General features: G+C 37.6%; 9 protein-coding genes and 1 tRNA gene. 5 read left to right on the forward strand and 5 right to left on the reverse strand.

Translation table 11 applies throughout. The features are described from left to right. Positions 1 to 33 precede the first annotated feature (33 nt). Positions 34 to 1122: a Glu/Leu/Phe/Val family dehydrogenase gene (locus tag AC6H0V_RS08990; RefSeq protein WP_497559856.1), complete on the reverse strand. Its 1089-nt coding sequence runs from the start codon at positions 1120 to 1122 to the stop codon at positions 34 to 36. 238 nt (positions 1123 to 1360) lie between these two features. On the opposite strand from AC6H0V_RS08990, the gene AC6H0V_RS08995 reads away from it, so the two are divergent. Next, complete coding sequence (locus AC6H0V_RS08995; RefSeq protein WP_497563371.1) at positions 1361 to 3151, forward strand: ABC transporter ATP-binding protein; 1791 nt, start codon at positions 1361 to 1363, stop codon at positions 3149 to 3151. 155 nt (positions 3152 to 3306) lie between these two features. Further along, entirely contained in the window at positions 3307 to 3639 is a 333-nt protein-coding gene (locus AC6H0V_RS09000; protein WP_497559857.1) for a DUF3276 family protein, read from the forward strand. A gap of 333 nt (positions 3640 to 3972) precedes the next feature. On the opposite strand, the gene AC6H0V_RS09005 is transcribed toward AC6H0V_RS09000, so the two are convergent. Continuing rightward, positions 3973 to 4434 (reverse strand): hypothetical protein, encoded by a 462-nt coding sequence (locus tag AC6H0V_RS09005; RefSeq protein ID WP_497559858.1) that lies wholly within the window; start codon positions 4432 to 4434, stop codon positions 3973 to 3975. 197 nt (positions 4435 to 4631) lie between these two features. Between AC6H0V_RS09005 and ychF the strand changes: the two genes are divergently transcribed. Beyond that, on the forward strand, positions 4632 to 5726 hold the full coding sequence (ychF, locus tag AC6H0V_RS09010; RefSeq protein WP_497559859.1) for a redox-regulated ATPase YchF: 1095 nt from the start codon (positions 4632 to 4634) through the stop codon (positions 5724 to 5726). A 1542-nt stretch (positions 5727 to 7268) separates the two neighbouring features. Here the strand turns inward: ychF and AC6H0V_RS09015 are convergent. Next, a tRNA-Arg gene (locus AC6H0V_RS09015) sits at positions 7269 to 7340 on the reverse strand. 127 nt (positions 7341 to 7467) lie between these two features. Here AC6H0V_RS09015 and AC6H0V_RS09020 point away from each other — a divergent pair. Together AC6H0V_RS09020 and AC6H0V_RS09025 are read left to right on the forward strand one after the other, a co-directional pair. Continuing rightward, positions 7468 to 7899 (forward strand): hypothetical protein, encoded by a 432-nt coding sequence (locus AC6H0V_RS09020; RefSeq protein ID WP_497559860.1) that lies wholly within the window; start codon positions 7468 to 7470, stop codon positions 7897 to 7899. 123 nt (positions 7900 to 8022) lie between these two features. Beyond that, positions 8023 to 9204 (forward strand): GAF domain-containing sensor histidine kinase, encoded by a 1182-nt coding sequence (locus AC6H0V_RS09025; RefSeq protein ID WP_497559861.1) that lies wholly within the window; start codon positions 8023 to 8025, stop codon positions 9202 to 9204. Between the two features lie 199 nt (positions 9205 to 9403). On the opposite strand, the gene AC6H0V_RS09030 is transcribed toward AC6H0V_RS09025, so the two are convergent. Both AC6H0V_RS09030 and AC6H0V_RS09035 read right to left on the reverse strand, forming a co-directional pair. After that, positions 9404 to 11824 (reverse strand): GAF domain-containing protein, encoded by a 2421-nt coding sequence (locus AC6H0V_RS09030; protein ID WP_497559862.1) that lies wholly within the window; start codon positions 11822 to 11824, stop codon positions 9404 to 9406. A 17-nt stretch (positions 11825 to 11841) separates the two neighbouring features. Further along, on the reverse strand, positions 11842 to 15441 hold the full coding sequence (locus AC6H0V_RS09035) for a BamA/TamA family outer membrane protein (protein ID WP_497559863.1): 3600 nt from the start codon (positions 15439 to 15441) through the stop codon (positions 11842 to 11844). Positions 15442 to 15468: the final 27 nt, after the last annotated feature.

Below are 15468 nucleotides of genomic sequence, written 5' to 3' on the forward strand. Positions count from 1 at the left end.
TGTAAGAACGAGTGGTAAGTTTACCGGTTATAATTAATAGGATGATTTGATTTTTTTTATGTCGCTAATTCTTTTTTCCGCTATGCGTGCCGCGGCTAAATTTGTTGGTATTTTTTCTGTTTTTGATAATTTGATTACTTTCCGTGTAGCTTCATAAATATGCTCAGTTAATTGCATGGTCCTTTTTTTACCAAAACCGGTTAATTCAGAATAGCAGTTAATTAACCCCCCGGCATTGATCAGATAATCTGGAGCATATAAAATTCCTTTATCCAACAATAACTGTCCGTGTACTTGCTCATCCGCCAGTTGATTATTTGCAGAACCTGCGATAATCGCGAATTTCATATTTTTAATCGTTTTATCATTTACTGTTGCTCCTAATGCACACGGCGCATAGATATCGGCATCTATAGTAAATATTTTATCTGCATCAATCGGCTTTGCTTTGTACTTACGGGCAATTTCCTGTAAACGATCCTGATTGATATCGCTGATATACACCTCCACATTTTCTTGTCGTAACAATTCTACTAAATGCTCGCCTACATTGCCAATCCCTTGCACAACCACAGATTTACCCGCTAGCATATCGGTGCCAAAAACTTCTTTAACACAAGCTTTAATGCCTAAAAATACGCCCTTTGCTGTAATTGGAGCTGGATTACCCGCCCCTCCTATTGACTCAGGTACGCCAGTTACATGAGCCGTTTCCATGCGGATAAACTCCATGTCCCTGGTAGAGGTGCCCATATCTTCGGCAGTAATAAATTCGCCATTTAGGTTTTTGATAAAACGACCATAACTTCGCATTAGGGCTTCTGTTTTAATTTTTCTAGAGTCCCCAATGATCACGGCACTTCCGCCACCTAAATTTAAGCCGGTAATTGCGGCCTTGTAGGTCATCCCTCTTGATAAACGCAGAACATCTTCTAGTGCTTCGGCCTCAGAATTGTAGTTCCACATTCGTGTTCCACCCAATGCTGGCCCTAATGTAGTATCGTGAATGGCAATAATAGCTTTCAATCCGGTATCAGGGTCATTACAAAAAACCACCTTTTTATGGCCTGTTGAACTTAATTGATCAAGAACTGAAGTGATGATAGAACTATTACCAGACATACGAATGCGTTGAATTGATGCCACAAAATTAAGATAAAAAAACCATTTTTTTACTTTAAAATAAACTTTCTGCACGATAGACCATAGACGATAGACGATAGACAATGGAAGTGATGGCTAACCATCCAATCCATGGACTATGGACTATCGACCCGAGACTATCGACTATCGACCATGGACTATCGACCATGGACTATCGACTATGGACTATGGACTCTTTTGGCTAACTTTACCATTCATGAAAGACCTTCAGTTTTTAAATAAATACTTCTATAAATATAAGTGGCGAATTATTCCAGGGATAATTTTTGTAATTATTTCCAATGTATTCCAAGTTATTCCTGCTCAAGTGGTTGGTCATGCCTTTAACTTGATAACTGAAAATATTACTATCTATCAATTATTTGATGGTTTCGATCGGCAAGACATCATCTATTCTATTTTTAGTTATAATCTGCTCTTTTTTGCCGCTGTAATCCTAATTGTTTATATGTTGAGGGGGATATTCTTGTTCTTTATGCGTCAAACCATTATCCTCATGTCTAGGCACATCGAATTTGATATGAAGAATGAGATTTATGCACATTATCAGAAACTAAGTCTTGGTTTTTATCGACGTAATAATACAGGAGATCTCATGAATCGTGCTACAGAAGATGTAAATAGGGTTAGAATGTATGTTGGGCCTGCTATAATGTATACCACAAATACTTTTGTACTCTTTTTTACAGCTATCTTTTTTATGTTCTCTGTAAATAGCACCTTAGCATTTTTCGCATTACTTCCGCTCCCCTTTTTAGTAGTTATTGTATATTACGTAAATACCATTATCAATCATAAAAGCGAACGGATCCAAGATCAGCTTTCGAGGTTATCGAGCTTTGTACAGGAAAGATTTTCGGGTATTCGCGTAATTAAATCGTATGTACGTGAAGAACAGGCCCAGGCGGTTTTTGCGACAGAAAGCATCGCCTATAAAAATAAATCCATGAATTTGGTAAGGGTGCAAGCGTTATTTTTCCCTACGATGTTGCTTCTGGTTGGATTAAGTACAATTTTAACGGTTTATATTGGCGGAAAACAGGTAATTGAAGGTACCATCACCCCTGGTAATATCGCAGAGTTTATCATCTATATCAATTTATTAACTTTTCCGGTAACGATGTTAGGCTGGGTAACCACCTTAATTCAACGGGCCGCAGCTTCACAAAAAAGAATTAATGAATTTTTACAGTTGCAGCCAGATATTGTTTCGGGCAAGGCCGATGATGGGGTATTTGAAGGAAAAATAAGTTTCAAAAATGTAAGCTTCACCTATCCTGATACAGGAATTGAAGCGTTAAAAGAATTAAGTTTTGAAATAGAAAAAGGAGAATTTTTAGCAATAATCGGAAGAACGGGATCAGGCAAATCAACTTTAGCGAATCTTTTGATGAGAATGTATGATACGGATTCTGGGAAAATTGTGATAGACGGGATCGAATTGAGGAACCTCAATCTAAACAATTATCGAAATCAGATCGGATTTGTGCCCCAAGAAGTATTTCTCTTTTCGGATACCATAAAAAACAACATCGCCTTTGGATTAAGTGAGATAAAACCTGGTCAGGTGGAAGATGCCGCGAAAAATGCCGCAGTTTATGAGAATATTGTAGATTTTGATCTAAAATTTGAAACCATGCTCGGAGAGCGTGGAATTACACTTTCTGGAGGCCAAAAACAACGCGTATCTATTGCAAGAGCGTTAATTAAAGAACCAAAACTATTGATATTCGACGATTGCCTTTCGGCGGTAGACACCAAGACTGAAGAAGAAATCCTACAAAACCTTGGTAAAATAATGAAGGGAAAAACCAGCATTATAATTGCCCACAGGATTTCGACCATAAAAAACGCTGATAAAATTATTGTTTTGGATGAAGGTAGAATAATTGAACAAGGCACCCATCAGCAGTTATTGGCAAATAACAGGGTGTATGCAGAGCTCTATACTAATCAGTTGTTGGAAGAGGAAACAGTTGAAAATTAGCAGTTAGCGGTTGGCAGGTATCAGTTAAGAGTTAGATTAACGGGACTAATCTTGAATATTTGCAATTTTAAACAAATTAGCGAACTTTCTATTTTGAAGTTTAATAATTATTGCTTTATATTTACCCCAACCTTAAACTAATACAATACACGACAATGGGAGATTTTGACAACAAAGAGAGAGAAGAGGTTTTTTCTAAGAAAGTAAGAGCAGGAAAGCGTACTTATTTTTTTGATGTAAAAGCTACGCGTTCAGGCGATTATTACCTAACCCTAACAGAAAGCAAGAAAAGATTAGAGGATGGTGTATTTGTAAAACATAAGATTTTCTTATATAAAGAAGACTTTGAAAAATTTACAGAGGGCTTAACAGAAACGGTTGAGTATATCAAATCTCATCAGGATGTAGTAGAAAAACGCTACGAATATTCTGAAAATGCAGAATATAACCACACTCCAAAAACTGGAAACGACGATTTTACTTTTTAAGTAAATCCCTGGATATTAAAAAAGCCTCTCGATTTTCGAATCAAGAGGCTTTTTTTATAGGGGTTACTTTGCGTTAATTTTCACCACCTTAGGCACCTTAGACACCTAAGAATATTTTGAACCATATAAGGCTTTGCGTTCTCTCCGTACTTTGCGTTCTTCGCGACCTCTGCGGTTAATTTTTCACCACCTAAGACACCTAAGCGCTCTTCTCTAATTGTCAGTCTGAGAGTAGTCGAAGACTTTTGACCCCTTCGGTGACACATTAAGGACTAACTATAACCTTGCCTGACTTGGCGTCCTTCGCGATCTTTGCGGTTATTTTTTCACCAGTTAGGTTGCTATTCTACCCATTACCATTGAAATAAGCGTTACAATAAACAACCCAAGGAAAACAATGGTTATAATTCCCCAAAATTTAAACAGAGATTTCAACTTGGCAAATGCCTCATCCAAACTAGATTGCTCGCCATACAGAATGCCGTATTTAGCCTTGCTGGAATATTTAAACATTAATAAGCTGGGATAGAATAAAATGAAGGCATAAACAAGGTAAACAACGGTGATCACGATACTACTTAATGCACCTAAATCTCCAAAAGCCCTTGCCGTATTGGGGTCTTTCTCTATTGCGGGCCCGATGGTAAATGCGCCTATGATCGCAATTCCCGAAAAAACAAAACCTACTACTGCTAAAAAGCCAGCCCATTTTGCCATGTCATACATATAACTCCGCATTTCTTCCGTTACTACTAAAACGGGGTGTTCCTGTATTTCTCCAATTTCTTCTTCCATTTGCCAATTAAGTATTAAAACAGCTATAAACATACCATTATATTGCACATTTCGCAAATTCTTAAAGAAAGGGGCATAAAAATTAATATCTTTGCGACCTTAAAATGAGCTTGCAGCTTGGAGTTGGAAGATTGGGGGGCACGACGCTCTTTGCTCTACGCAGATAAAGAATTCAAAATACACATAAAACTACAACCATGGCATTACAATGTGGTATAGTTGGCTTACCAAATGTGGGTAAATCAACCTTATTTAACTGTTTATCAAACGCAAAAGCGCAGGCTGCAAATTTCCCTTTTTGTACTATAGAGCCTAATATTGGGGTAATCACGGTACCTGATGATCGCTTAACGAAACTGGCAGAACTAGTTAAGCCTAATAAAGTACAACCCAATACAATCGAGATTGTAGATATTGCAGGTTTGGTTAAAGGTGCCTCAAAGGGCGAGGGACTGGGCAATCAATTTTTAGGAAACATAAGGGCAACAAGCGCTATTATCCATGTATTGCGCTGTTTTGATGACGGAAATGTTATCCACGTTGATGGCTCAGTAGATCCAATCCGAGATAAAGAAATTATTGATACGGAATTGCAGTTGAAAGATTTGGATACGGTGAGCAAGCGCATCCAGAAGGTAGAGAAAATGGCTAAAACTGATAAAGAAGCCAAAAGGACGTTTGATATTTTAAACGTAGTTAAACCTCATCTTGAAGCCGGTAAGTCTGCCCGCACCGCTCCTCTAGAAAAAGACGACTTTGATTTTATCGAAGAATTAGGCCTACTTACCCAAAAACCCGTAATGTATGTTTGTAATGTTGATGAGGCCTCTGTAATTACTGGTAATACCTATGTTGATCTGGTAAAAGCGAGCGTAGCTGATGAAAAAGCAGAAGTACTTGTAATTTCTGCTAAAATAGAGTCCGAAATCGCAGAATTAGACAACTATGAAGAACGCCAAGAATTTTTAGCCGATCTAGGATTAACGGAATCTGGAGTAAATAAATTAATTAGGGCAGCTTATCGCTTATTAGATTTGTACACCTATTTTACGGCTGGCGTACAAGAAGTTAGAGCATGGACAATAACCAAAGGTTTTAGCGCACCTCAGGCTGCCGGTGTAATCCATACTGATTTCGAAAAAGGTTTTATTAGAGCCGAAGTAATCAAATACAATGACTTTGTAACCTTAGGGTCTGAAGCAGCATGTAAAGAAGCTGGAAAACTGGGCGTAGAAGGTAAAACTTATATTGTTGAAGATGGGGATATCATGCATTTTAGATTTAATGTGTAATATACAATTCACCACCTAAGGCGCCTTAGAACAGCTAGATTTAAAGCTAGTTTGATAAAGAGGCATGGCGGTTATTTTTTCACCATCCCTGCCTGCCGGCAGGCAGGTTAGACATCTAATCTTATTAACCATTAAGGAAGTTAAGGATTTGCAACCTTTCCGACCTTTGCGGTTATTTTTTCACCACCTTAGACGCCTTAGACACCTAAGTTGAGTCCCCAAGTTGTCAGTCTGAGCCTGTCGAAGACCATTTGAGCCCTCGACAATTCAAAACTGTCATTGCATGATTCCGATTACTCTGCGCCATTTTTTCACCATCTTAGACATCTTAGAACAGCTAAGAATATTAACCATTAAGGAAGTTAAGGCTTTGCGTCCTTTGCGGTTATTTTTTCACCACCTTAGATCCTTAGACACCTAAGTTGAGTCCCCAAGTTGTCAGTCTGAGCCTGTCGAAGACCATTTGAGCCCTCGACAATTCAAAACTGTCATTGCATGATTCCGATTACTCTGCGCCATTTTTTCACCATCTTAGACATCTTAGAACAGCTAAGAATATTAACCATTAAGAAGTTAAGGCTTTGCGTCCTTTGCGGTTATTTTTTCACCACCTTAGATGCCTTAGACACCTAAGTTGAGTCCCCAAGTTGTCAGTCTGAGCCTGTCGAAGACCATTTGAGCCCTTTCACCACCTTAGACGCCTTAGAAACCTAAGTAACACCTAGAACCATCTATTATATTAACCATAATAAGACTTTGCGTTCTCTGCGCAATACTTTGCGATCTTTGCGTTAATTTTTTTCACCATCTCAGACATCTAAGAACAGCTAAGGCAGTTAACCATTTAAGGAATTAAGGCTTGGCGCCTTCGCAACCTTTGCGGTTAATTTTCACCACCTTAGACGCCTAAGTTTGATCCCCAAGTTGTCAGTCTGAGCCTGTCGAAGACCATTTGAGCCCTCCACAATTCAAAACTGTCATTGCATGATTCCGATTACTCTGCGCAATTTTTTCACCATCTTAGACATCTTAGAACAGCTAAGAATATCAACCATTTAAGGAATTAAGGCTTGGCGCCTTCGCGACCTTTGCGGTTAATTTTCACCACCTTAGATGCCTTAGACACCTAAGTTGAGTCCCCAAGTTGTCAGTCTGAGCCTGTCGAAGACCATTTGAGCCCTTTCACCACCTTAGACGCCTTAGAAACCTAAGTAACACCTAGAACCATCTATTATATTAACCATAATAAAACTTTGCGTTCTCTGCGCAATACTTTGCGATCTTTGCGTTAATTTTTTTCACCATCTCAGACATCTAAGAACAGCTAAGGCAGTTAACCATTTAAGGAATTAAGGCTTGGCGCCTTCGCGACCTTTGCGGTTAATTTTCACCACCTTAGACACCTAAGTTGAGTCCCCAAGTTGTCAGTCTGAGCCTGTCGAAGACCATTTGAGCCCTCAGCAATTCCACCTGTTTTTGCGTTCTCCGCGTCTACTTTGCAATCTTTGCGTTAATAGAATAACGATGCAGACTTAATAATTGTGCTCTCGAAGGGATTCGAACCCCCATCATCAGAACCGGAATCTGACATTCTATCCATTGAACTACGAAAGCAAGGTTGCAAATATAGATAGAAACTATCGAAGATGGAAAGGTTGTTTGGTCTTGATTGTTTAAATAGCTCGTTTCTAGTCAATTCATGAACTATTTGTTATCTTTAAGATGCTAAATCTATTTTAAAATGTCAGCAGATAAATTAAGATGCCCGAATTGTGGTTCTGAAAACACAGAAGCGACGCAGAGAGGATTCGATAATCAGAAAGCAACAATCGGCCTTTGGTTGTTCGGTGGATTGGGCTTAATTTATGGAGGTTATAAAGACAGAAAGGATGTGCTGGCAAAATGTTTAAACTGTAATCTTGAGTGGAACCACAATCAACTTTTAGGTTTAGATTTTAAAACTTTTAAGTATGCTTTTTATGGGTTATACGAGCAGAAAGAATATGAGAAGGCAAAACAAATGTATATATCCAATACAGAATCCGTTGAAGCTATAGATGTGCATTCGGTTTATTTGATGTTAAAAAAAGATGACCGACGTACTTTTTACTTAACTCTGGGATTCGGAATATTTACACTAACACTCGCGATATTCGCTTTTCTGTATAATTAATTATTTAGTCAATCTTTTCGGGCAAACTTTTTTATTCCTAACTTCGTATGTTCACATAAACTAACCTTTGCTCAAAACTTTTTTTATAACGTGCAGTTTACTCCTCCTATCCCAGCCAATGAGATGGAAAGATTAATGAATCTTTCGTCATTTGACATTGACTACTCCAACCTCGAAAATAACTTTAAAGATCTCATTTATTTAGCAGCTAAAATTGCTGGTACAGATATATCACTTATAAATCTGATCGATTCCTATACGCAGTGGACCATATCAAACTATGGTTTAGAGGTGGATCAAACACCTCGTGAAGATACGGTTTGTCAGTATACGATCTTAGAAGACGACCATTTTGAAGTGCCTGATCTCTCGAAAGACGAGCGTTTTTTGAATAAAGATTTCGTTAAAAATCCACTCAATCTGCGCTATTATTTCGGTATCCCATTAAAAACAAATCAAGGGTATAATTTAGGCGCGCTGTGTGTGATGGATTCAGAAAGGAAAAAATTAAATCCCGAAAAAATCGAGCTTTTAAAGCTCATCGCTAACGAAATCATAGTTAGATTAAATACGATAAAATTACTTCAAGATCTTAAAAACGAACTTAGTGCCGTTAAAGAAAATCAGCATAAAGTTGCGCACGACATTAGAGGCCCCCTTTCTGGAATAATAGGCCTCTCATCGATCATAAAAGAACAGGGCAATGCCAATACTATGGATGAAATTTTAGAAATGGTAGATCTAATCCATAAAAGTAGTCAATCGGTAATTGATTTGGCCGATGAAATTTTGAATTCGAAAGATGGGCCCAATCAGTTTAAACAGGAAGAGTTTAACCTTATTATTTTTAAGGATAGATTAGAGAAGCTGTACGAACCTCAGGCAGTTAACAAACAAATAGAACTTACCATTAATCTAAATCCAGCCAACGGCAAGCTAACTATCTCAAAAGACAAGCTTTTACAGATTGCGGGAAATCTTATATCAAATGCAATTAAATTTACTGAAGATGAGGGTCGTGTAACCGTAAATCTTGATTTGATTGGGGAGGAAAATTCCCGTTTTTTAAAAATGAATGTGCGCGATACGGGTGTTGGAATGGATGAAGAAGCGATAGCAAACATCTTAATGGGAACAGCTAATACCTCAAAAGGCACCACGGGCGAAAAAGGATACGGATTTGGCCTAGCAATGGTAAAAAACTTGGTTGATTTACTAAAAGGCTCCCTTCACATTAATTCCATCCCCGGTAAAGGAACAAGCTTTGAAGTGCTATTACCCATGAATGTAAAGCTGAAAAGTTAAGTACGAAAATTAAACATTTACTAGGCTAACAAACTATTTAATCCTCCTAGTATTTCTATCTGTGCTTGTCGAAGCTTAAACTAATCATCGTAATGGAGATAATCGCTGAAATCTTCATGCATCTGTGAAAACATCCGCGAAGCGCCAAAAATGCAAAAAAACTTGAGTTAACCTCACACCTTCGCTCAGCGCTTATCGCCTAGTTCTCTTGCGCAGCTTTCTTAAATGGGTTCTGCTTGATTGTTTTTTTAAGCTTCATCCATTGCTCATCAAAAAAATCACAAGAAAGATAGTTCACTCCTATTCTCAATGCTTTTAATCCGCTTACGCCTTGCAACTCTTCTAGTTCGAGCATCTCCAAGTCGTCTTGCAAAAATCCTTGTTCTTGTAAATATTTAATGTATTCTAAATATTCTGAAGCTTCATAGGCATTAAAATATACCAATGCAATTTTCCCAGGTTGGGTTAAACGCTCTTCGGTTCCTTTAACATGAACTTTATCAATTCGTTTCTTTACCACTTCATACCTAATATTGTACGCCCCTTCTACATCAAATCTTCTTTCATCATTTCTAAAACTGATATCAATCGCATTAGAATGAATAAAGATCATTTGCGTGGTTAATAAAGCTCGTGGCATCTGACTTACCAAACTATTGGTTAATCGCGCTACTTCAACCATTGCGGTAAGTTGCCAAAGGCGGATATTTTTTAGATAAAGGAGATCAAACGGAATATCTGGGGCAATATCCTGACCGATGTATATATCGTACTCCACTCCATCAGTTCTAAATTTCGCAAAATAACATGGATAAGAGGCTTGGAGCGTTTGCTGGGCATCCTCTAAGTATTCGCTAACGGCTGTGTTTATAAACTGCATCGAAGTTTCTAGCGTACGTCTATTTTCGAAAGCACTCCCATTCTCGATACTTATGTGACCAAAATATTCAGCTATAATCGATTTTGATTCTGGATGGCCTTTTTCAATATGCTTTAACATCGGATAAACCTCTGTTTCTAAAAATTCATTCAATAGAGCTTCTTCACTAGAATTGATCAGACCATCAACTTTTTTAATCCAATCCTTACAATTAAATAAGATTTTATCGATTAGATCCAAGGGTATAATTTTCTTAAGTTCGATCAAAGCCTCGCTTAATCTCGCAAGTTGAATTTTTAAATCTTCATTAAGTGCATAATTACGCTCTGTGGTAGAATTTCGGATGTCTATCGCACCAAATAGTGGATATAACCCTTTAAAAGTAACCGTTTCGATCTCTTGGTTCTTCCTTTTGCCTTTGCCTTTTTTAATGTATTCCCAAACAACCTGATTAAATTTCCACTGTACCGAGGGTTGCAAGGCTGTAAACTTATCTTTTAAAACTTCATCCATTTTAAAATTAAATTCCTCTATTCTATATTGCAATAACTGGCCCAACAGTGGCAAGGCCGAATGTAACCTTGACAAAACCTTTTCATCAACTTCCAGATCCTGTTTCGAATAGATTTCCATAATCCCTGCCAACATATTATTATAATAAATTGGCAAAAATGAATAAGAAAGGACACCATTTTTTCGCAACACATCTAAAAACGGAAATTTTTCAATTTTCTCGTCGGTTAAATTATTGAAAAGTACCGGGCGTGGATTGTTTTTATATTCCTCTACGAGGGCAAAGAATGTCTCCTCTTCGAGATCATATTTCTTGCCACTATCAAGCAAGATACTTTGAGAATTTTGGGCGTTATCAAAAACAAATTTATTGTTTACCATCAAAAATGGTAGGAGACCAAATTCAATATGTCCATCTCCAGCTAAGGTCTTCAATGCCTGTATTACATGTTCGTAGGCCTCATTTTCGTAGGTATGGTTAACCAGAGCACTCCTAATTCCCTCGATGGCATGTGGCAGCGTAACATCACTTAACGATATGACCGTAAAACCGTCAAACTTGAATTTATTAAGTGGAATAAGTTCTTGCAAAAGTTCAATTTCGGTACCTTCTTGCATTTGTGTAGCAATAAGCTCGAAATTTAGCTCGGGCAATTCCCCATCATAATGAATGTCTACAAATTGCGTATCTGCATTAATGTTATAATATTGCGTTAAATGGGTATCGGGATTGGTATAAGCGTATAGAATTTCGTCTTTAAGTATGGTGGTATAGTTATAGAATCGATTTAAAATCATTCTATAAATAAATTGTAGCTGTTGTTTTTCTTTCGATTCTTCGTTAACGCCCTTATTTAGTCGTTTTTGTTCAGTATGTAGAGAAAGAATGTCAAAGAATGCATCCGTACTAAAGAAAATTTTATCAGGAACTGGTGTACTCAGTGCCCAAAAAAGATCTTTCTCATTTGCCATTAAAGGGGTTAAAATGGTAAAAATAAGTTCTAGGGTATCTTTATATTTTGCCAGGCCTTCAACTTCAATATCACTTCTTAAGGTATCTTCACGCTCGATTTTTTCTAATAAAAAACGATAAAATTCTGCTTTCAAGGTTTGTTCAGTAATTAATCTTCCTTTTAAATAGGCAATTAATGGCCTAAAAGACAAGGTAGATTCTACTTGGCAGTTAATAATTTCGTTCTTATTTATCTGAATTATACTGGTATTCATTTCTTTCTCTTCACGTATTAAAATCTAAAGTTCATCGATGCATAAGGATACCATCCTTCGGTTGAGTGCCCCATTACAAACCTAAATATGGCAAGCGATGCAGGAGAAAAATATAGGCCCCCTCCAGTACCATGGTGCCATACGTCTGATTTTTCGTTGCTGTTCCAAACCCGCCCAACATCATAAAATCCCATTAAACCTACCTGTCCCGGCAACACATAGCTCACAAAATCACCGAGTTTAATCCTTAGCTCTGCATTGTTGTAAAAACTATGCTTACCAGCAAATCTAAACTGACGGTATCCCAATAAATTTCCTTGTCCGCCTAAAAATAAATTTTGATAGAACGCAGGTTTACCCACTGTAATACCACCTCCAAAACGATCTGCAAATACTAAATTTGCTCTTCCATCCAAGTTTTTATAAACTGCGATGTTAGCTGTAAACTGCCCAAAAGAATTGGCATATTTACTTAAACTTTTATAAGCAGACCATTTAAAATCTACATAACTTCCTAAAGTTGGTAGAATTTCATTATCTCGGGTATTATTTACAAAGTTAACTACAATACCACCATATAATTTATTCTGAGTTATAGTTAGACTATCATAAGAGTGCAATTGTGACAAATTGGTGGTAATTCTACCTGTATTGTCCTCATTATCATACTTATAAAATTGAAAGTGGGTACCAATACTAAACGTAGATTTAGGTCGCCGCCATCTCAAAGCAGGCTCAATTTGGTAAATATTAAATCTTGCACGATAGTATTTTATGCCCTGCTCAAATTTTGTTTCGTTACCAACACCAAAGAAATTTTGAGTATTATCTGGTGCAAAAGCATCTGCACTAAGGGTAAAATCCGCCTTGCCCAATAAGTTTAACCAATCTCCCCTATAATTAAACCTAAAGGCGGTAGTAGCAAACGAGTGTAAGAAAGAAAAATATTGTGAGTTGCCATAGGGTTGTTTCCTAAAGCCCGGATTGGTAACCTTGTAATTTAATCCAAAGAGCACGCCATCATCATTATTAAATCCAACGGCTGCATTTAAACTTGAACGGCTGTACATGTCTTTATTTAGGAACCCTACATTTGCGGTATCAACTGATAATCTCTTGCTCAGCTTATTCTCATCATCGCCTTTAAACGTAGAATTACCATTTTCCCTGCCAAAAACTGGAACATTTCTGGTAGCATTAGGCACATCGTATACTTTCTTTCCTGCACCTGCGATAATCCGAATTTTGATTTTGGATGTTTTATTATCCATAAATACGCTATCATTTCCATCTTTAACGTAAAGCCTAATTTCTTTTGTGATTTTAGGATCGAAATTGCGGCTAAAAATCTCTTCTTTAATATTACCTTCTTTTGAAATTTTATTGATCTGAACTTTTAAATACTGATCAGCAGAATCTGTAATTACTACACGTTCATTTTTATCGCTTGTTTGGATATCTACAATCCTGTTAAAGAAATGATAATAATCGTTCATTAATTTTGGTAATGCAGCTCTTCTCTCTTTCATCTGTTGTAAGAACTGATCATGCCTTAAAGAATAATTTGGCTCTGGTAAGTGCTTGAGGGCTTTTTCAAGTACATCGTCCGTTAATTTAGCACAAAAATCTAAGATAACTTTATCCCACTCCGCTTCTGTAAATTGAGACATTAATCTACTGTTCATTGCTCGTCCTTCCCACAAAAACCAATCGATGTTTTTGATTTTCCGCTCGTAACCCTGCATCATTGGTAATAATGAGGCACTTTGGGCATAACGTTGGATTAAACCATCAGAGCTATAGAAAACCTGATCTCGATCTCTAGGTACCGCCAAATATTTTGCTCCTTTTTCGGTTTTTTCTGGCTTCCATCTCCACTGGTCTTCGTGCCTATCCCAATCTCCCACCATTACATCCAAGGCTCTTGCTCTTAACAATAATGCACCATCATAGGTATTGTCGTTATCATCATCCAGTTTTTTGAACATTTTGGAAGTGTTATCCGAATCGCCAATGGGTTCTCTTTCTTCCAATAAACAGAGTGTGTTGGCAAAGGCCGATGAATATTCGCCAAGATTTACGTCGGGCGACACCCAACCAATAATAGGCGTGCTGTGTGGCACATCTACCGCTATGGCCAATGTAGGTACTACCAATGCCCCAAAGGGATGTTGGGCAGACATGTTGTCTTTAATGATATCTTTTGCGAAAGTTTCTTTCAGGCCCTGGGGTAGCAATACTTCTGGATATTTTTCAACGCTCCTAAGCACCCATTCTTTTCCGCTTTTATCCTTTAACCTAAGCGATCGCGATTGATTTCCACCACCCAATTGAGTAGGCGTTAAGCCACCTTTAATTTCTGAAATCCTCAACACCGGAACCTTGGTATCCATAGCGTAATCCTTTCTGTAGTTTTCGCCAAACAAGTAGCGGTGAAATTTCCCAACGCTATCATAAGAAGGATGGATTTTGATCGTAATACTATCGGTTTTGATTACTTTGAACGTATTTTTTTCCTTTTCTACTAATTCTTTATAAGGTTGATTATACGTGTACACCTTTTTAACTCCGCTATCTATATACACATAATATTCATAACGCATATCATTGTTTATCAATTGATCTGCAATTACATAACCTTGGCTCATTTCTTGAAACAAGGAGTACTTACCCTTTTTATTGGGGGTCATTTTTGACCCGGCCCCACTAACAATCTGGGTAAACTTTTCATTTTTAATAAACTGGAGCCCATGTTCATGTCCAGCGGCATAAATCACGTTTGCTTTATTGCCAAAAACCGTATTTACACTTTTCATCATGTCTTTATAAACAGGATGGTTTAAATCTTCTGGACTAAGCAAAGTAGAGCGTAACAAGGGATAGACGGAACCGATAATAGGCAAGGGAATAACTAGGTTTTTATTTAGTAATGTAAGTGGCAACAAATGATTTCTCCACGTAAAGTATCCGCCATGCGAGCCATAGCTTGCAAAGGGATGATGGGCTGCTAAAATGATAACCTTGTCCTTATTCTGCTCCATTAGATTCTCCATTCTAGCGATCACTTGTTCTTTAGTTTGGCAATCGCAATCTGCAGCGGGATTGGCTTTGTTATAAGGAAAAAGCCACCATTCGCTATCCCACGCAATAATGGTTAATTTATCTGTAAGCTTAATCGCCACTGGGTCTGGACATCCATTGGAGGGAACCATCTTCAATAGCGGATCATGAAAGGTATCTAAATATTCACTTTGCGCTTTAATTTTAGCCAAACCATTAGGTCCTGATTTATCCCAATCATGGTTACCTGGCACAAAATAAACGGCTGATCCTGCCTCACGCATGGGCTGGAACTGCGACTGTAAAATGTTAGCGGTTTCTACCCTATTGCCATATCCTGGTATTGCAAAGCCTACCGGATACACGTTATCACCCAAATATACAGTGGAAGTTTTTCCTTTAATTACATGTTTAGCCGCATTTTTTAAGGATGCCATTTGTCCTGCATTCATCTCGCCTGCATCACCTATTAAAATTACCCTATACTTTACAGAATCTTGGGCATGGACAGCGAGTGACACAACTAAACAGACAACAAATAGGAGCTTTTTTAACATCGTAGATATTTTATTATTGGGCTATTA

It is taken from the genome of Pedobacter sp. NO84, from assembly GCF_059703915.1.

Excerpts from the sequence above, each read along its gene's own strand:
- AC6H0V_RS08990 (WP_497559856.1), bottom strand. The coding sequence starts at position 1,122 with ATGTCTGGTAATAGTTCTATCATCACTTCAGTTCTTGATCAATTAAGT.
- AC6H0V_RS08995 (WP_497563371.1), top strand. The coding sequence starts at position 1,361 with ATGAAAGACCTTCAGTTTTTAAATAAATACTTCTATAAATATAAGTGG.
- AC6H0V_RS09000 (WP_497559857.1), top strand. The coding sequence starts at position 3,307 with ATGGGAGATTTTGACAACAAAGAGAGAGAAGAGGTTTTTTCTAAGAAA.
- AC6H0V_RS09005 (WP_497559858.1), bottom strand. The coding sequence starts at position 4,434 with ATGGAAGAAGAAATTGGAGAAATACAGGAACACCCCGTTTTAGTAGTA.
- ychF (WP_497559859.1), top strand. The coding sequence starts at position 4,632 with ATGGCATTACAATGTGGTATAGTTGGCTTACCAAATGTGGGTAAATCA.
- AC6H0V_RS09020 (WP_497559860.1), top strand. The coding sequence starts at position 7,468 with ATGTCAGCAGATAAATTAAGATGCCCGAATTGTGGTTCTGAAAACACA.
- AC6H0V_RS09025 (WP_497559861.1), top strand. The coding sequence starts at position 8,023 with ATGGAAAGATTAATGAATCTTTCGTCATTTGACATTGACTACTCCAAC.
- AC6H0V_RS09030 (WP_497559862.1), bottom strand. The coding sequence starts at position 11,824 with ATGAATACCAGTATAATTCAGATAAATAAGAACGAAATTATTAACTGC.
- AC6H0V_RS09035 (WP_497559863.1), bottom strand. The coding sequence starts at position 15,441 with ATGTTAAAAAAGCTCCTATTTGTTGTCTGTTTAGTTGTGTCACTCGCT.